This window comes from Candidatus Moraniibacteriota bacterium (assembly GCA_028688415.1).
Lineage (GTDB): Bacteria > Patescibacteriota > Minisyncoccia > Moranbacterales > UBA1568 > UBA1568.
On the sequence record JAQTYF010000001.1, the window covers coordinates 217524 to 235074 of the forward strand.

Consider the following 17551-nt stretch of genomic DNA (forward strand, 5'->3'; position numbering starts at 1 on the left):
TTTTCCCTGCCCTCCGCCAGCTGGTGGATTGGAGGGGATTCTGATCATCGGCTCAAGAAGAATAAAGCAGGTTTCGATAGACCTGTTTTTCTTTTTGTGAAATGAGAAATATGGTATACTAAAATATATGAGTACTATGAAAGAAAAAATAGCAGTTCTTCAACAAAAACTCCTGCAGTTGCAGGAATGTCTTTGACTTCGAGAAAAAAGATATTCGTAGAAAGGAGCTCCGTCTGCAGAGCGAAGCGCCAGGATTCTGGAACGATCCTCAGTCGGCTGGTCTCGTGATGCAAGAACTCGAATCCCTCGAGAAAGAACGTTCTTCTTTTGCACAGTTTGAAAAAACTGTCGGAGAGACGAATGACATTGCATCCCTCGAGAATCTCTCTTCGGAAGATGAAAAAACGCTTGAGGAGGAATATCTCTCGATAGAACAGACATTCGCAGAGTGGGAGCTCAAAACCTTGCTCGGAGGAGAATATGACGATAAAGACGCTCTCCTGACTGTCCGGAGTGGGGCAGGCGGTGTCGATGCCCAGGACTGGGCTGAGATGCTGTTTCGTATGTACTCTGCGTATGCGAGCAAACAGGGATGGAAGACACGTCTCCTCGATGAATCTCGTGGCACTGAAGCAGGGATTAAAAGCGCCACTATGGAAATAAGCGGGAGATATGCATACGGATATCTCCATGGAGAAGCAGGCATTCACCGTCTCGTGAGACTCTCGCCATTTAATGCGAATAGTCTGAGACAAACATCGTTTGCCTCCATCGAAGTGATGCCGATCATCGATGAGAAAGGAATGATCCCGATCAAGTCCGATGAACTCCGTATTGATACGTATCGATCCTCAGGTGCTGGTGGACAGAATGTCAACAAGACAGAGAGTGCTGTCCGTATCACTCATATCCCGACAGGTCTCGTCGCTGCATGTCAGAGCGAGCGTTCTCAGCTCCAGAACAAAGAAGAAGCGATGAAGATGCTTCGTTCAAAAATGGTACAAAAACACATTGAAGAACAAGCGGAAGCAAAACGGAAACTCCGAGGTGATTTCAAGAGTGCTGGCTGGAGCAATCAGATCCGCTCATATGTCATCCATCCCTATACCCTCGTCAAGGATCATCGTACCGATACAGAAACGAGCGATACGACCAGAGTGCTCGGTGGTGATCTGCAGATGTTTATCGAAAGCGAACTCCGTTACTTACAACTGTATTAAATTAAAAAAAAGACATTTCATAAATATAAAAAATATGTCCGATCAAGAGCCTATTATTCGTTTCGAAAATGTGACCAAGGTATTTTCTGATGGTATTACTGTGCTCGATAATATCAATCTGTCATTCCGACCAGGAGAATTTGTTTCTCTCGTGGGATCGAGTGGTGCTGGAAAATCGACTCTTCTCAAACTCATTTACGCTGAAGAAGTTCCGACTCAGGGAGAGGTCTATTTTCGAGGACGATCTATCAGTGGTATCAATCGCAAACATCTTCCATTTTTCCGTCGCGATATCGGAACTGTTTTTCAGGATTATAAACTTCTCCCCGCGAGAACTGCATTCGAGAACGTTGCATACGCACTCGAAGTTGATGGTAGGAGTACGGCAGAGATCAATATCGAAGTGCCGGAGATTCTCGAAATCGTTGGTCTCGGAGACAAAATGCACAAATTTCCGAAGCAACTTTCTGGAGGTGAACAACAGCGTGTTTCTCTCGCGAGAGCCCTCATCCATCGCCCGAGAGTGATCATCGCCGATGAACCGACAGGGAATCTCGATCCTGTTTCAGCTGATGAAATTATTCAACTTCTTCTCGAAATCAATTCATTTGGTACGACTGTTCTCCTCGCGACACATAACAAAGGCATTGTCGACAAAATAGGAAAACGCGTTGTCCTTATCAATAAAGGGCAGGTCATCCACGATGCAGACAAAGGAAAATACATTCTGAGTTGAAGATACAGGATAGGTGATGCAGAACAAAAGAGAAAAAGCACCTATCAATTCCTTCATTCTTGTTCTCAATATCTCTCATCTCTTATCTCTTATCTTTTATCATCAACATATGAAAATGCTCAAGCTCTGGCGCACCTTCAAAGAAGGAAAAAATAATTTCTTTCGTAATGGTTGGCTGACATTTGCGACAGTGAGTATTCTGACTTTCTCGCTTTTTATCGTCGGACTTTCTCTCTTGCTCGGTATCACATCGCAATATATTTTGCAGAATATGCGAGAGAAAGTGAGTATCAATGTTTCTTTCAATCCTGATGTGAGTGAAGAACGGATACTCGCCATCAGAGAGAAACTCGCACAAGCCACCAAAGAAATTGCCTCTGTCGAATATATTTCTCGCGATGCAGCACTCGAACAGTTTCTCGAGGAGAGTGGCAACGACCCGACTATTGTCCAAGCACTGAAAGAAATCGGGGAGAATCCGCTCTTTGCTTCTCTCGTGATCAAAGCGGTACAACCTGATCAGTATGCACTCATCGTCAGTGAGATGCAGAAATCGACATTCCAGAATGATATCAGTCGTATCAATTACGAAAAAAACAAAAAAATATTTGAGCGTCTCGATCGTATGGGAACGATGACGAGCAAGGCTGGTCTGGCACTCGGAGCAATATTTATTTTCATTGCCATTCTGATCACGTTCAATGCTATCCGTATCACCATCTATTCTCATCGTCAGGAGTTTGAAGTGATGCGTCTCGTCGGTGCTTCGAATATCTATGTCCGTATGCCGTTTGTTTTCGAAGGAGCACTCTACGGTTTTGTTGCGAGTGTTCTCTCGATTATTACGCTCTACGGTATGGCCTACTATATCGCTCCATTTACTGATGGTTCTATGAATATGGGAAATATGCTAGATGTTTTTCTTGGGTATTTTTGGTACCTTTTTGTAGGATTGATAGTACTCGGTATCACACTCGGTGTTGTGAGTAGCACCCTCGCTATCCGTCGTTATCTCAAAGCATAATATTTTTCCCTTCTTCCGATACGCCGATAGGACCACTCTTGACGAAAGGGTGGTTTTATTGTATTTTGAACTGTCCTGTTGTTTAACAATTTCTTTTGAAAGGAGATTACTATGCTTACCTGTGTAATAGATATACTCAGACAGCATCAGGAAGATCCTGGGCTGTTTGAAAAGGTTGTCCGTGGTACATTTGCATATGGCAGTCCGCAGATGCAATTGATGGCAGATGCGCGACTCATCGCTACTGAGGCACATCGTTTCGATACGCGCTACAGCGGTGAAGCCTACGTCCGTCACGCTGAGCTGGTAACGGTCATCGATATGGAGTATCTCGGATGTACCGATCCCGTTGAGCTTGCCAGCGATCTCACTCACGATGTCGGCGAAGATCATGGAGAACAATGGCCGATCTATCGGATCGGCGAAAGACTTGGCAAAGAAGTCGCGGAAACTGATGACTGGGTCAACCGGCGACGGTTTGATTATGTGAGGGATGTATCGGAAGCCAAACGGCTTTTCTTTCATAACCTGCTGTTCGTAGCACCGCTACGTCCCATCCGGGTTAAGCTATGTGATCAGCTGCACAATGGATTGACCCCATGGAACCTTGATGACGAGGCCTGGGTTGGACGAAAAGTCCATGACCTTCGGGAATATTACATTCCTATGGCCAAGAAGGTTGGTGTTCTCTATCGAGAGCTCATAGAAGTGACCAGGGCCTTGGAAAATGGTATCTGTCTCTTACCACCGGTTTCAATACCGCAGAATGTCAGTTCGACTCACAGTGCCGGTCTCGGATGAACCGGAAAAATGAAAAAGACCGCGGATTATCCTGATACAGGTGTCCGCGGTTTTCTCTTGAAAAAAAAATCGTTTTAGCGTAGAATAGGAAAACATTCGAAATGAAGACCCTTCTCTTCATTTTTTTGTAGCCCATTGGGGTGTGGCCAAGCGGTAAGGCAATGGGTTCTGGTCCCATGATCCTAGGTTCGAATCCTAGCACCCCAGCATTGTTGAACGATGAGAGGCGAGAGCCTCTTTTTTCGTTTCTATAGCGAGGGAATTCAGTTCGAAGGTACGTTTTCTCTCTGTCAGAGTCTCCACATCTTCACGAAGCCATAAGAAAGGATCATTAAGGTCGAAATACGCTAGCTTGCGGTCTTTCACGCCAATGTTCGAAGTGAAAACTTCTACGATATCTCGTTTCATTTCTTTCGTGCCGAGATTGAAGAGATTATGCGCTGTTTTTATGAAACGAACAGCCTGCTCGATCTCGTCTCCAAGTTCTGCAGTAGTATGTTTTGCGTTAGAGAGCTTCTCTTCGATATTTGCTTCTTCCATTGTGATTTCTGAATACTTTCTATCGTATATTTCTTTCGGCAGAGCATTATCGATAAACTTCTCGACCAGCGACTCTTTGCGTCGGCGTGTGTCTTCGAGTATATGGAGTAATCGCGCCTCCGTTTCTTTCGCGAGATTGTCTTCGCTTCTCAATTTCTCTTTCGATGCATCCACGATCAAATCCAGTATCTCATCATCGAAATGAATCTTTTTCAATTCTTCTGCAATATGTTTCTCCAAATCTTCCTCTCGTGTGTATGGCTGAGAACATTGTCTCACGCCTTTGGACTTGGTACACCGATAATATGTGTGGCCTTTTTGTATTTCTGCCGTCACCTTGAGTCCACATTCACCGCATACGAGAAAGCCTCGATAGGTGAACAATCGTTTCGTATGTTGCGTTTGCCATTTCTTTGGTTCGAGTCGTTTCGTCGCTTCTTCGAAAGTAGCGAGTGAAATGATTGGTTCGTGAACACCGTTATATACCTGTCCTTTCCATTTGAAGAGCCCAGCATAGACTGGATTCGTGAGGATTCTATACACAGTGCTTTTGCCGACCCTGTTGCCGAGACGTGAACGGAATCCCTCTTCGTAGAGGGTATTCGCGATACTCTCAACAGAGAGATTATCCGAAATATAGAGATCAAAGACACGTAAAACAAAAGGGACGGCTTGTGGATCCTGAATCATCGCTTTTGTCTTATAGTCCGACATATAGCCGAAAGGACGTGGCCCAGGATATTCGCCTCGACGTACTTTCTCTGCCAATCCTCGTCTGACATTCTTACTCAAATCACGGATGTACTGAGTCGCCATAGAAAACTCGATACTTGCCATCACGACGTTATCTTCTGGATTGTACTCTCGATCAAATGTTCGTATCTGTTTGATTGTCTCATTCTGTAACATCCATTTCACCATTCCCTCATCGACAGGATTGCGCGCCAAGCGATCGATTTTCCAACAGAGTACTCCTTGTGCTTTCCCTTGTTGAATGAATTTCATCATCTCTGCAAAGACTGGTCGTCCGGGAGCTTTCGCAGATTTTGATTCTTGAAAAATTTTGATGACACTCAGACCTTCGCGTCTTGCGATTTCTTGCATTTCAATAATCTGAGATTGAATAGACAAAGATTGTCGATCTTCACTCTCAGTAGATTTTCTGGCGTAGATGATGTAGTGCATATTCATCAATTGAAAATATATCCGATGAGGAGGAATGTACCAAGACAAAGAAAGTACACAACGATTTCCATTGGACGCCATTTTGAAAAAGGAGGAGCTCCTTTGTAGCGGAAGTTTTTATGAGATAAATACATATTGCGCAAAACAAAAGGGCACCCTTCGTTGCACACAGATCCTTTCGGACACTGTACGAAGGAATGCCCTTTCGTCGGAACAACTAAGAATAGTTGCTCCATGTGTCCGAAATATAAATCTGTGTGCATATACATAGTACAGTATTTTTAGTATTTTCTCCAAATCCAAACTCTTTTTTCTCTGCCTCTTCATCGCCCGCGTCGCTTCCGCTCCTTCTTCGCTTCGCTCACTGCCCTGAGCAGGGCAGGCGGGCTTCGTCTCTGCCAGCTCTCCTCTCTCTACCTCTTCAAACTTCTCCCGACGCCCCCAACAAATGTCAGAGCTCGATTCGGTTTCTGCTTCTCACATCACCTCAGTCTCGCTCCGTCTTTCTTTCACCCATTATCGTTGTGCTCGGAACCATTCGAACATCGACTGGAATCAGGAGTGCCTCTTGTCCCTCTCCGCAGAAGACTCCTCTTCCTGACAGTAAGAGGAGACATCTGCTTCGTAATGGTGGACGAGACTGGCACTCCCGACCCATCCGACGTTCGCCTGCCGAGCACAGCAGATTTTATTGCGCGGAAAAATGAATGACACTCTTTCTCTTCCGACCCGTGTCCTCGTCGATATCAGGGTGGATACCCCCCGGCCACCCTTCCCTGATAGACGAAGGACAAAACCGCACTCCCGACAAGCATCGCATAAGTGCAACCCCTATTATGCAACTCTCATCCCAGAGATGAGGTCGCATAATTGGCACTTATGCCGACGCGTATCGGAGAGGCGGTGGCGGGTCGGTGATGCCCTGTCATACTTTTCGGAGTACTTTCCGCGCACCCGAGACACCGAGCACTTGCATCTTCGCGTCGTTTCTATTGCTTCCTTTTTGGTGAGAGGAGTGGCTCCTTGCCAAATACCACCACGCCTCACCCGTTCCATTTTTTCCGCCCAGCAGATTTTTCATCCTCTCCATTTTTTCGCATCTCTTTGTGTTTTTCATTCTTCTTACTTCTTATATTGAAAAAGATTCTTTCTTTTTCGATTCGATCGATTTTTCTTTGTTTCGATGTCGTCCTTGTCGAACGACAACAGAAAAATCATGTGTCGTTCTCTTTTTTCGTTTCTTCTTTTTCGTATTTCTTCTTTTTCGATTCGATCGATTTTTCTTTAAATTAAAAATTAGAATTACTTTTATTATTTAATTTTTCTTTTTAAATGCTTATTTTTTGTGCTCATTCTTGATACCATTTATTGGTGCAAGATATGCTCTCCGGTCGGTGTAATTGTTACACCTACCCCTATCTTTTCCTTTGTTTGATAAGAAGGATATATCTGTTTACCTTCCGTGAGTTTTTTGATGATCGTTCTACGCGAAGATACCCGATTTCTTCTAATTCCCCAATAGCTTTAATGACAGTATTCTTCGCACAATTAGTTTCTGACGCGATTGTTCTTTGTGATGGATGACAATCTTCTTTTCCAGCGAATGTATGCATGACCAAATTACAATATACCAGTTTCGCTGGTCTAGTGAGCCGTTTGTCCAGAAGCACTTTATGTGGAATCATTGAAAACCCGATTTCTCTCCATTTGTCACGAGAGTTTTTGATGTATCCTTCCATGCGATTTCCTCGATTGATTATGTTCTTTATCTCCATAGTGTTATGTTACTTTATTGATTATTTTTTTGCTTATATATTTCCAAAAGCTCCAGCGCTATATTGCTGATTTTGGCAAATTGATCAAGAAATATTTCAGCTTGATCCTCAGTAATACTGAAACCAGCGCGTTTCGACATTACACGTTGGCATCGCTTGATTAATCTATCGGAATATTTTCGTTGCATATTGATGGTGAAATCTTATACAACTATTATTACAAACCCAATTTTTCAATTAATGAAAGTGTGTGTCGGTGGGATTTTGTGTTTTTTCAAGGCTATTTTTGGCATAATAAAAGGACTTTTTGAAAAAAGTCCCACTAGATCCTGAAATACAATTTTTTAAATCCCACTTGCTACCTGAAAGTCATGAATATAATATTTTGTTTCTTATCAATCTTAAATTGAAAGTCTTTCAATTTTTTATCTCTCTGCAGTTCACCACGGGTATTTTTTACAAAATTAAACCTTTCTGTGTGATTTAATTGCTTGCCAAAATTCACAGTGCTTATATTTAATGGCTCTTTACGAATATCTACATAGACTGCGTCTATATTTCTCCCATCTCCAAAATTTTTGACAAGACACTCGAGAAGTTTGAATTTTTGTGTATCTTTGCCACCAATTTTTATAGCAACTTCTCCTGCTATCTGAAGAAAGCCGATCTTTTCCTTTATAAAACACGTTGGCGCCACCTTCCTTTTTACCGCTTTCATTCCAATCTTTTTGAGGAATTTTTTCTGTAAATCAATGCTAACGAAAAAGCGCGATTCATCACGAGCGTTCTTTTCACTGCCGAGGCTATTGATTTTTACATCACTGTTTTCTTCAAGCGCTAACATACAATCCAGCAGTCGAAAGTCCTCTCCAAACTCAAAATCTTTTAGTACCAGTCCCTCCCCGTATTTCTCATAGTCCGTCCGCGCTCTCTTTTCGAAGATTGCCTCATGGTCTGAAAAGTTGAGATATGCAATGTTTACTTTTTGCAGATTGTCTTCAGAAAACGCTTTGGCGTAGCTCTTAATAAAACTGTGGAGACCGTTTCTTGCTTTCTCTGTCATTGTAATTTTGAAATTAACACCACTAAATAACACGGCGGAAATTTTTTCTTGCTTTTGGAACACTTCTTCTAAATCTGTAAGTGTAAATTTATTTTCAATGATTCTTTTTACAGACGTATATTTTTGTAATGGATCAGGATGGCACATTTGATAGAGATGCTCTTTTATTCCTTTTTTATCAGCATAGAAAAGTCCATATCGGTCAAATTCAAATTGCTTCAATTGTATTCCATAAGCGCTGTTTATTTGCGAGATTGTTTGAAAGACATAGAGCAGTGCGGGTTTTTTAAAATTAAAGAATTGTATTTCTTCAAAATCAAAACTCTTTTGTTCCCCGTATGGATAGTCGATCAATTTCAAGATAAGAAATAAAATATCCTCATCAATATAGGCTAATTTTTTTGTTTCTTTGGTGGCGCTTTTCATACTTGCTTATTCGTGGGGAAGTTGTAGACTAATAGTAAGTCAAAAACTATGAAGACGCAACAGAAGAAAATTGAAGAATATCCTGAAATTCTCACACTTGCAGAGGCGTGTGAGTTGTTAAATTGCCACCCGAACACACTCCGCAATTGGGACAATAAAGGAATCCTGAAAGCGATCCGATTTGGGACGCGCGGTGATCGACGATACAAAAAAGAGGATGTGTTAAAAATTATCAATAAGGATTAGTAAGATTATGGCACTATTCAAGATCAGCGGCTCTGTCGTCAAGAAGATAATCGTAAAGGATGCAGATTTAGAAAAAAATCTACAATCTCTATTTGAACAAAACTTAGAAGAGATCTTGAATATTAATTTTCTTGCTCATGAATATTCCACGAGTTTTGGTGGAAGAATGGATACTTTGGGTATAGACAAAAATGGCTCACCCTGCATTATCGAGTATAAGAAAAGTCAGAACGATAATGTTATCAATCAAGGTCTTTCATATTTGCGCTGGCTTTTGGATCACAAGGCTGATTTTGAAATTTTATGCAAAAATAAAAATATCAACATTGATATTGATTGGGATTCACCACGAGTAATTTGTGTTGCGGAAAGTTATAACAAATTTGATATAGATACGGCGGATATTTTACCAATCAATATTGAGCTTTTGAGATACAGGATTTATGAAAACGATATTCTTTATCTTGAACCGGAGAGCTACCAAAAAATAAAAATTTCTACTTCTGGAATTATCAAGAAATCAAAAAATAACAATAAAGAAAAAACGGAACTTTTGCAAAAAGATTATTCTGTGGAGGATCATTTAAAAAAGGCTGACCAAAAAACAAATGATCTGTTTCACAAATTACGCGAAAAAATTATTTCCATCGATGAAGAAATAAGAGAGGAACCAAAGAAATTTTATATAGCCTACAAGACAGCAACCAACTTCGCCGACTTGATTATCTATAAGAATGAAATCAGAATTACGCTCAATGTAAAAAGCGGAAAATTAATTGATGTATTCGACATGGCGACAGATTTTACAAAACCCAAGAAAGGCCACTGGGGTAATGGAGACTATGAGGTGAAATTAAGGGAAGAGAAAGATCTTGAGTCAGTTTTTCTTTTAATCAAGCAAAGTTATGATTTGAATAAGTAGTTTATGGAAAAGAAATCATCATCAAACAACAATTTACATAAGGCCAGCAAGGAAAAAAAGGATGAGTTTTATACTCAGCTTGTTGATATTGAAAAGGAGCTGAAACACTACAAAAGCCAATTTCGTGGCAAAGTGGTATATTGCAATTGCGACGATCCATTTGAGAGTAACTTTTTCAAATATTTTGCTAGCAATTTTAAAGAACTTGGATTGAAAAGACTTATCGCTACGAGCTACAAGCCGTCTCCTATTGCCAATACGGAACTTGTATTGCAGCCATCCCTTCTTCTCGGTTATGAAGATAAGATTGTGAGACAGCCAGTAGAACCAAAAGGCCGTCCAAAGGTAACGGCAAATAAATTCATTATCAACGAGGTTGATGATATAGATGGCGATGGTGCATTTGATTTGCGTGATATTGCCGAACAACTCAAGGTCAATAAAAACAACGAATGGCTACCGCTTAAAGGCGAGGGGGACTTTAGAAGCAAGGAAAGCATAGAGTTGCTAAAGCAGGCTGATATTGTGGTAACAAACCCACCTTTCTCGCTCTTTCGTGAATATATTTCTCAGCTTGTTGAATATAACAAGAAGTTCTTAATTATTGGTAATGTTAATTCAATTACTTACAAAGAATGTTTCAAACTTATAAAGGATAACAAACTGTGGCTTGGAGCAAGTATTCATAGTGGTGATCGTGAATTTCAAGTACCAGATGATTATCCCTTAAATGCTGCTAGTTCTAGGATTGATAGTGATGGAAAAAAATATATTCGTGTCAAAGGCGTACGTTGGTTTACAAATCTAGACTATGAAGAGCGCCATGAAAATTTAGTATTGTACAAAACATATATCCCAAAAGAATATCCCAAATATGATAATTATGACGGAATAAACGTTGATAAAACCGCTGATATTCCAGTTGATTACAACGGTGCCATCGGTGTACCGATTACTTTTTTAGATAAATACAATCCAGAACAATTTGAGATTGTAAAATTTAGAAAAGGCGACAATGATAAGGATTTAGTAATAAATGGGAAATCGCCGTATTTTAGAATAATAATAAAGAAAAGATAATATGAAAATTGATCTACACAGAATCAAAGTACGCGAAGTGATCGACGGCTACAAAGACAGCGCCGAAGAAGGTGTTGTTGCGTATGGTGGCAAGCTCGATGTTCGCCCCAAGTATCAACGTGAATTCGTCTATAAAGACAAACAACGTGATGCGGTCATTGATACAGTCAAGAAAGGATTTCCGCTCAATGTGATGTATTGGGTAAAGACTGGTGCGGACAGTTTTGAGGTGCTGGATGGACAACAAAGAACAATTAGTATCGGACAATATGCAAATGGTGATTTCTCGGTGGACTTTAACGGTCGTACGGCCATGTTCCATAATCTCACCAAGGAGGAAAAAGACCAGATCCTTGATTATGAATTGATGGTTTATTTCTGCGAGGGTACTGATAAGGAAAAACTTGATTGGTTTAAAATTATCAACATTGCTGGTGAAAAATTGACTGACCAAGAGCTACGCAATGCCGTTTATACTGGCTCGTGGCTTTCTGACGTAAAACTCAAATTCAGTAAATCAAATTGCGCCGCGTATCTTTTGGCGAATGACGGCGGTGCATTGCTTACCGGTTCACCGATACGCCAAGAATATTTGGAAACTGCGCTCTCGTGGATAAATAACGGCGAAGTAGCGGAATACATGGCAAAGCATCAGCACGACAAAAACGCTAATGAATTGTGGGAGTATTTTCAAAATGTTATTGCATGGGTGCGCAAAGCATTCCCTAATCACCGCAAAGAAATGGCGAATGTGAATTGGGGCGAGCTGTACAACCAGTTCGAAGATGAGAAATTGGACGCCAAAAAACTAGAAGCCGAAGTTACAAAGTTGATGCAGGACGAAGACGTAACGAAAAAATCTGGTATCTACCCCTATCTTCTCACGAGTCAAGAAAGACATCTCTCAATACGCGCCTTTAACGACAAGATGAAGCGCGAAGCTTACGAGCGACAGAAAGGTGTTTGCGTAAAGTGTAGGAAAGAGTTTGCACTCGAAGAAATGGAAGCCGATCACATTACCCCTTGGCACGAGGGTGGTAAAACGACTGCGAAAAATTGTCAGATGTTGTGCAAACAAGATAACCGCACTAAATCTGGGAAATAAGAGAAATGACAACTCAAAATACAACTGATGGTGGATACTACGCAATAAAAGGATTTGCTTATCAAATAGACAAAGCTATTTTAGAGCTTTTAAATACTGACGATAATAATGCAAATATAAATATTGAGCAAATCCAAGACATTGACTCAAATAGTTATGTTATACAAGTTAAGTATAAAGAAAATGCAAAATTAGTGCCTTCACAAGTTAATAAACCAATATCTCAACTTATCGAGGAATTTAAAAAAGATAATAAAAAAAGTTATATCTTATATGTCTTTTTTTCGGATTTAAATGGATATGCTGATAAGGTTGATAAAGATAAAAAAATTTCAAAAGAAACATTGGACGAGCTTTTGGGAACTCAAAAAGATATATTCACAAATCAGGAAAAAAAGAATTTTGCTAATAATTTTTACTTATTTCTTTCTCCTGAATTTCAAGCCCAATTCAATAGTATAATTTTAAAATTAAAAGAAGCAGGATTTGGAGATACTGATGAAGAGACAATATTTTACTATGCAAATATTTCGGACTATCTTTATAAAAAAGTTTGTAATAATTCAATAGCACAAGTCCGGAAGAGAACCTGTACTCAAAAAGAAATTTTTGATTATTTAAAAAATGGTAAAAAGTTAATTTCAAACTCTTCTTTTAGAGAGTATCAAGGAGATCAAAAATACTTTAATTTTAATAAGAAACAATTCTTTAGTCAGAGAAATATTGATTATTTTGAAAGATTTATTGTAGTGGAATTGAACGGAGATGAAGACGTGGCGGAACTAAAGGAAATCTTATATAAAATAAAAAATAAATTCTACAACATTTCAGGGGATTGGACTTTTAAAAGAATAAAATCTCCCGCACCATACGTATTCCTAAAAAATATCTCGGAAGAAAAATTAATATTATTAAAAACCCAAATCTTAAAAGAGGGAATGGTTTTTAAAGATGGTTTTGATTTTCATGGCGCTCTCTTTTCTTTAACTTCAATAAAAGCAGATTCTACAACTCATAATAACCTTTGTTTGAAATTAATAAACAATGAAGAAAATTTTCAAAGTTTAATTGGTGAAGATTTTAAGAAAACAAAAGAAGTTTATCAGTTTTATATAAATGAAAGTATACCAATTGAATCTGATATAAAAAATATAAGTATAAAAATTAAAAATATTTTAGATATTAAATTTATTCTTTAATTTTAAATATTATGACAAGTTCAACAGGTGAAAAACTTGCTTTTGTGACCTCTGTATTTCCAAATAAAGTAAGAATTGAAGTCGTAAACCTAACAGCTTTCAAAGCCAATATTGATGACGCTCTGGGAGATTTGAAGATAGGCTCTTATCTTGAAATTTCCGATAATGATGGCTGTAGGCTGATAGCTATAATTGAAAGCTATCAAATAGAATTAAAAGAAAGAATTATTGAAAACGAACAAGGCGGAAAAGAAAAAGAAATTTACAATGCTTATGTTTTAGAGGCTAGTCCTCTTGGAACGATAAAGGATGGAAAATTTATAAGAGGTGGCGATGCATTGACCATTCCACCAACAGAAGTAAGGCCTGCTAACGCAGCCGATATTAAACTTATTTATGAGACAGGTTTCGATGTCGCAGAAAAATTCTGTTTTGCAAAACTATCACAAGATGAAAACATATGTGTCCCCGTGAATGGAAACAAATTTTTTAATAAACATTTTGCGGTGGTCGGTTCAAGTGGTTCTGGAAAATCACACACTATAGCAAAAATTTTACAAAATACTATTGATATAGAAAAAGGAACAAGAGCTTTTGATTTAAACAATTCACACATTATAATTTTCGATATTCACAATGAGTATAAAACAGCTTTCCCGGATGCAAATTTTTTGAACGTTGAAAATCTTATTTTGCCGTACTGGCTTTTGAATAGTGAGGAGCTAGAGGAATTATTTTTAGACACTGAAGCAAATGATCATAATCAAAGAAATATATTTAAGGAAGCAATTATAAATGAAAAAATTTCAAATGTAGTTAAAATGGAAAATGAAGATGCTACCGAATTTGAAAAAAGAAAGCAAAAAATTCACTATGACTCACCAGTGCTATTTGATATTGGAAAAGTTTTAGAGATAGCAAATAATAAAAATGATGAAATGATAGATACTGGTGAAGTATATGCAAGTGGTGCAAAAAAAGGACAACCAAAAATGAATCAAGGATCTCTATTCGGTAAATTAACTAATTTTGTGAGTAGACTAGAAAATAAAGTTAACGATAAAAGATTTGATTTTTTACTAGGAGACAATTCCAAAGCTGTGTCATTTGAAGATACAATCAAACAATTTGTCGGCTATAATAAGCGTAAGAAAAAAAATGAGAGCGGAGAGGAAGTAGAAATAGACAAATCAAACGTCACCATAATTGATTTAAGTGGGGTGCCCTTTGAAGTATTAAGTATTACCGTGTCCCTAATTTCCAGAATTTTGTTTGATTATGGTTATTTTTATAAAAAATACTTAAACGACGGAGTTGATTTAGAAACACCCCTTTTACTGGTCTATGAAGAAGCTCATAAATACGTACCAAAAAGTGATTCTGAAAAATTTAAAGCGTCAAGAAATGCAATTGAAAGAATTGCAAAGGAGGGTAGAAAATATGGTGTTACATTGGGCATAGTGAGTCAGAGACCATCAGAGATATCAGAAACAATATTTTCTCAGTGTAATAATTTTATTGCTATGAGATTAACCAATCCAAGTGATCAAAACTACGTAAGAAGGCTATTACCAGATACCTTGGGAAATCTAATTGAAGCCCTTCCATCCTTACAGTCGGGTGAAGGATTGCTTTTAGGTGAAGCAGTAGCGATGCCATCTTTAGTAAAAATTGATAAATGTGAAGCTGATAAACAACCCTCTTCTAATGATGTGAAATATTTAGAAATTTGGAAGGATGAATGGAAAGATGTGAATTTTGAAAATATAATAGCAGAATGGAAAAAATAAAAGATTTGGAAATGTAAAATTAACTTAGATGAATCATTATGAATGCAATTATATGTCCACACTGCAAGAAAGCTTTTAAGGTCGATGAGGCGGGATTTGCCGATATTGATGAATGGACAAGTTACCGTTAAATATAACAAATATGGATCCACTCAAAACAAATGGTTTAATAATACAGAATTTTCCACAAGAGAAATATGAATCTATTCACCATATTTTGAGTAGCAAATATGCAGAAAAGAAAGAGTATGAACATTTTTCAGGAGCGTGGAATGCTACAGCTTATCGATACAAAGCTACAATTGACCATGGAAGTGACTTCATCAAATTATTAAAATTATATGGAACGGCACCACAGCCAGAAAAAAGATATTTACAAGAACAAGCGCTTTTTAATCATTTCAGTTCGTGCTTTTCAGTTTTTGAATCAATGTGTTATGGATTTTATGCGATAGGATCAATTGTTAGTCCAGAATTTTTTTCTATTAACGACACAGCAGATCAACGAAAAATATCTCCAGAAACAACAAAAAGAACTTTTCAAAAGGCATTTCCTGATGAACAAATCACTAAAACATTAATTGAGTTAATTGCCGATTCAGAATTTGAAAATATTAGAAATACTAGGAATATTCTTACTCATCGAACAGCACCAGGAAGAAAGATTTATCTACACATAGGAGAAGATGAATCACTCCCAACAGAATGGAAATTGAACAATAAACCCTTAAATGAATTGATAGTCAAATCAAACGAGGATAATATGAAAAGGCTTTTAAATAATTTACTAACTGCAGGAGAAATGTTTTGCATATCACATTTATAATTATATGGCACGTAAAAATATTTTAAAAATACCAGCTAAGATAAAGAAGCAAATAGAAACATTTAGTCAGGATGATGTTGTTGTGGCTTGTGTAAAATATATTCCAAATGAAGAAATTCATAAATACAAACACTTAAACATGCGCTATATCAACGGCGAGCTAGTTCTTCCACCTTCAAAAACTCCAAATCACAATACCGGAAAATTTTCTCGGGCAAACCTAGAAGGTTTGGAGAAAAAAAGAACTGATTTACCAAAAATCTCAAAAGAATTTAGCTCTGAAGCTCCAAATTGGAATGGAAATGGCACACATGCTGTTTCTTATTCGCGGGATGTATATCAAAAGGATTTCTACCCACCCAAAGAAGTTGAATTAAAAATTGAGCAAATAGAAAAAAGAGAACATGGTTTCAAAATAAAATTTTTAATTGATCAAGTAATTAATCGAAATACTCTAAATTTTGAAAAAGAATTATTATATAACTTAAATTTATTACAAGAAAACGTTGGAATGATAGATGTCTTTCCGAGCATTGCAACTTTGGCAGATTATGCAAAAACCGTTTATATTGATTGGGAAATATTACCACCAGGAACTGTTGATGAGATTGTAGAGGCTTTGTTAAAAAACCAAAAAACAGGAAGTATTACTCCGGATCAAGTAAAAGTAATGCGGGAAAGAATAGGTGTCATGTCAAAATTGAAGCCCGTTGTGTATATAAAAGGGACAAGTGGTTTTTTAAGATATTTTGGGGCAAAGTTCGGAGACGATTTTGTTGTTTTTGAAAATATAAAATATGGAAACGCCCTGTATGTAATGTATGATTTATGGGTGGAGCTAAGTAAAAAAAGTAGGACAGAATTACTAAATGGATCAAGAGAAGATTTTGAACGCATAGAGCATAGAGATGGATGGGGAGATGTTTTACAAAAATTTGTCAGAGAATATAGGCGTAAAAATAAAAATTAAACTATGAATGAAGAGACATTTGAAAAAAGAGGAGAAAAGCTTAATATTAAATAGTCCCGCCGTCCCGCCGAAAATTTTTGGGGGCGAAGCCCAAGCAGGCGGGCAAAAAGGAAGGGGGTTGGGGGGAAGGAATTTTTGCCCGCTTGCTTCCGTTCCTGTTCCGTTTGAGAAAAGGAAAAGTGGATAAATGTCTTTTTTGAAGAAAATATTTTTTAGATTTGATTATTGCAATATAAAGCATGGGGCTGATTTGTTTTCACTCATCCACAAACATATGGCGAACGTAAGTAGTGAGTTTATCTTAGAACTTCAAACAATTATCAAGGAAGACTACGACAAGGAACTGTCTACTGCAGAGGTGTCTCAAATAGCCAATGATCTGGTCTGTTACTTCGACCTACTGGGAAAGATATACCATCAGAATATAAACCACTCCCAAGAGCCAGAAACTAGCGCGTAGCAAGCTTCTCTATCCGAAGTAATATCAATTCAAGTCCCTTCCTCTTTTCAATCAAATGTGCAAGAATTGAAGGGTAAAATCCGTTCACAACCGCATCCCTCCACCCCAGCATTGAACAAAAATACATCCTTTACTAGGATGTATTTTTGTTTTAATATAGGTGCCAGGAGTCGAAGTTTATGC

The 17551-nt window shown here is 38.2% G+C and carries 15 protein-coding genes, 1 tRNA gene and 1 pseudogene; 13 read left to right on the forward strand and 4 right to left on the reverse strand.

Annotated elements, in window-relative coordinates; translation table 11 throughout:
• Positions 1–182: 182 nt before the first annotated feature.
• The 5 genes and pseudogenes from prfB to PHH40_01065 all read left to right on the forward strand — a co-directional run bounded on the left by prfB (position 183) and on the right by PHH40_01065 (position 3988).
• Positions 183–1220, forward strand: a pseudogene (prfB, locus tag PHH40_01045) (peptide chain release factor 2).
• Positions 1221–1254: 34 nt separating this feature from the next.
• Complete coding sequence (gene ftsE / locus PHH40_01050; protein ID MDD2766335.1) at positions 1255–1956, forward strand: cell division ATP-binding protein FtsE; 702 nt, start codon at positions 1255–1257, stop codon at positions 1954–1956.
• Positions 1957–2065: 109 nt separating this feature from the next.
• On the forward strand, positions 2066–2980 hold the full coding sequence (locus PHH40_01055) for a permease-like cell division protein FtsX (GenBank protein MDD2766336.1): 915 nt from the start codon (positions 2066–2068) through the stop codon (positions 2978–2980).
• A 111-nt stretch (positions 2981–3091) separates the two neighbouring features.
• The gene (locus PHH40_01060; GenBank protein ID MDD2766337.1) at positions 3092–3781 is read left to right on the forward strand and encodes a hypothetical protein; all 690 of its coding nucleotides are present in this window, start codon (positions 3092–3094) and stop codon (positions 3779–3781) included.
• A gap of 136 nt (positions 3782–3917) precedes the next feature.
• Positions 3918–3988: transfer RNA gene (locus PHH40_01065), tRNA-Gln, on the forward strand.
• On the opposite strand, the gene PHH40_01070 is transcribed toward PHH40_01065, so the two are convergent.
• The 4 genes from PHH40_01070 to PHH40_01085 form a co-directional block, all read right to left on the reverse strand.
• Complete coding sequence (locus tag PHH40_01070) at positions 3977–5506, reverse strand: recombinase family protein (protein ID MDD2766338.1); 1530 nt, start codon at positions 5504–5506, stop codon at positions 3977–3979. The two genes, PHH40_01065 and PHH40_01070, sit on opposite strands and share 12 nt — an antisense overlap.
• A gap of 1415 nt (positions 5507–6921) precedes the next feature.
• The gene (locus PHH40_01075; GenBank protein MDD2766339.1) at positions 6922–7281 is read right to left on the reverse strand and encodes a helix-turn-helix domain-containing protein; all 360 of its coding nucleotides are present in this window, start codon (positions 7279–7281) and stop codon (positions 6922–6924) included.
• A gap of 14 nt (positions 7282–7295) precedes the next feature.
• Positions 7296–7469, reverse strand: a complete 174-nt coding sequence (locus tag PHH40_01080) for a hypothetical protein (GenBank protein MDD2766340.1) — start codon at positions 7467–7469, stop codon at positions 7296–7298.
• A gap of 170 nt (positions 7470–7639) precedes the next feature.
• Positions 7640–8770: a hypothetical protein gene (locus PHH40_01085; GenBank protein ID MDD2766341.1), complete on the reverse strand. Its 1131-nt coding sequence runs from the start codon at positions 8768–8770 to the stop codon at positions 7640–7642.
• Between the two features lie 48 nt (positions 8771–8818).
• Between PHH40_01085 and PHH40_01090 the strand changes: the two genes are divergently transcribed.
• The 8 genes from PHH40_01090 to PHH40_01125 all read left to right on the forward strand — a co-directional run bounded on the left by PHH40_01090 (position 8819) and on the right by PHH40_01125 (position 16908).
• Positions 8819–9016, forward strand: a complete 198-nt coding sequence (locus PHH40_01090; GenBank protein ID MDD2766342.1) for a helix-turn-helix domain-containing protein — start codon at positions 8819–8821, stop codon at positions 9014–9016.
• Positions 9017–9023: 7 nt separating this feature from the next.
• The gene (locus tag PHH40_01095; protein MDD2766343.1) at positions 9024–9938 is read left to right on the forward strand and encodes a DUF5655 domain-containing protein; all 915 of its coding nucleotides are present in this window, start codon (positions 9024–9026) and stop codon (positions 9936–9938) included.
• 3 nt (positions 9939–9941) lie between these two features.
• On the forward strand, positions 9942–11018 hold the full coding sequence (locus PHH40_01100) for an adenine-specific methyltransferase EcoRI family protein (GenBank protein MDD2766344.1): 1077 nt from the start codon (positions 9942–9944) through the stop codon (positions 11016–11018).
• A 1-nt stretch (position 11019) separates the two neighbouring features.
• Positions 11020–12123: a DUF262 domain-containing protein gene (locus PHH40_01105; GenBank protein ID MDD2766345.1), complete on the forward strand. Its 1104-nt coding sequence runs from the start codon at positions 11020–11022 to the stop codon at positions 12121–12123.
• 5 nt (positions 12124–12128) lie between these two features.
• Entirely contained in the window at positions 12129–13322 is a 1194-nt protein-coding gene (locus tag PHH40_01110; GenBank protein MDD2766346.1) for a hypothetical protein, read from the forward strand.
• A gap of 11 nt (positions 13323–13333) precedes the next feature.
• A complete protein-coding gene (locus tag PHH40_01115) occupies positions 13334–15112 on the forward strand; it encodes an ATP-binding protein (protein MDD2766347.1) in 1779 nt (592 codons plus the stop codon).
• Between the two features lie 142 nt (positions 15113–15254).
• The gene (locus PHH40_01120) at positions 15255–15938 is read left to right on the forward strand and encodes a hypothetical protein (protein ID MDD2766348.1); all 684 of its coding nucleotides are present in this window, start codon (positions 15255–15257) and stop codon (positions 15936–15938) included.
• Between the two features lie 4 nt (positions 15939–15942).
• Positions 15943–16908 (forward strand): hypothetical protein, encoded by a 966-nt coding sequence (locus PHH40_01125; GenBank protein MDD2766349.1) that lies wholly within the window; start codon positions 15943–15945, stop codon positions 16906–16908.
• Positions 16909–17551: the final 643 nt, after the last annotated feature.

Bases quoted from the DNA above. Each gene is read 5' to 3' on its own strand.
- ftsE (MDD2766335.1), top strand. From the start codon at position 1,255: ATGTCCGATCAAGAGCCTATTATTCGTTTCGAAAATGTGACCAAGGTA.
- PHH40_01055 (MDD2766336.1), top strand. From the start codon at position 2,066: ATGAAAATGCTCAAGCTCTGGCGCACCTTCAAAGAAGGAAAAAATAAT.
- PHH40_01060 (MDD2766337.1), top strand. From the start codon at position 3,092: ATGCTTACCTGTGTAATAGATATACTCAGACAGCATCAGGAAGATCCT.
- PHH40_01070 (MDD2766338.1), bottom strand. From the start codon at position 5,506: ATGCACTACATCATCTACGCCAGAAAATCTACTGAGAGTGAAGATCGA.
- PHH40_01075 (MDD2766339.1), bottom strand. From the start codon at position 7,281: ATGGAGATAAAGAACATAATCAATCGAGGAAATCGCATGGAAGGATAC.
- PHH40_01080 (MDD2766340.1), bottom strand. From the start codon at position 7,469: ATGCAACGAAAATATTCCGATAGATTAATCAAGCGATGCCAACGTGTA.
- PHH40_01085 (MDD2766341.1), bottom strand. From the start codon at position 8,770: ATGAAAAGCGCCACCAAAGAAACAAAAAAATTAGCCTATATTGATGAG.
- PHH40_01090 (MDD2766342.1), top strand. From the start codon at position 8,819: ATGAAGACGCAACAGAAGAAAATTGAAGAATATCCTGAAATTCTCACA.
- PHH40_01095 (MDD2766343.1), top strand. From the start codon at position 9,024: ATGGCACTATTCAAGATCAGCGGCTCTGTCGTCAAGAAGATAATCGTA.
- PHH40_01100 (MDD2766344.1), top strand. From the start codon at position 9,942: ATGGAAAAGAAATCATCATCAAACAACAATTTACATAAGGCCAGCAAG.
- PHH40_01105 (MDD2766345.1), top strand. From the start codon at position 11,020: ATGAAAATTGATCTACACAGAATCAAAGTACGCGAAGTGATCGACGGC.
- PHH40_01110 (MDD2766346.1), top strand. From the start codon at position 12,129: ATGACAACTCAAAATACAACTGATGGTGGATACTACGCAATAAAAGGA.
- PHH40_01115 (MDD2766347.1), top strand. From the start codon at position 13,334: ATGACAAGTTCAACAGGTGAAAAACTTGCTTTTGTGACCTCTGTATTT.
- PHH40_01120 (MDD2766348.1), top strand. From the start codon at position 15,255: ATGGATCCACTCAAAACAAATGGTTTAATAATACAGAATTTTCCACAA.
- PHH40_01125 (MDD2766349.1), top strand. From the start codon at position 15,943: ATGGCACGTAAAAATATTTTAAAAATACCAGCTAAGATAAAGAAGCAA.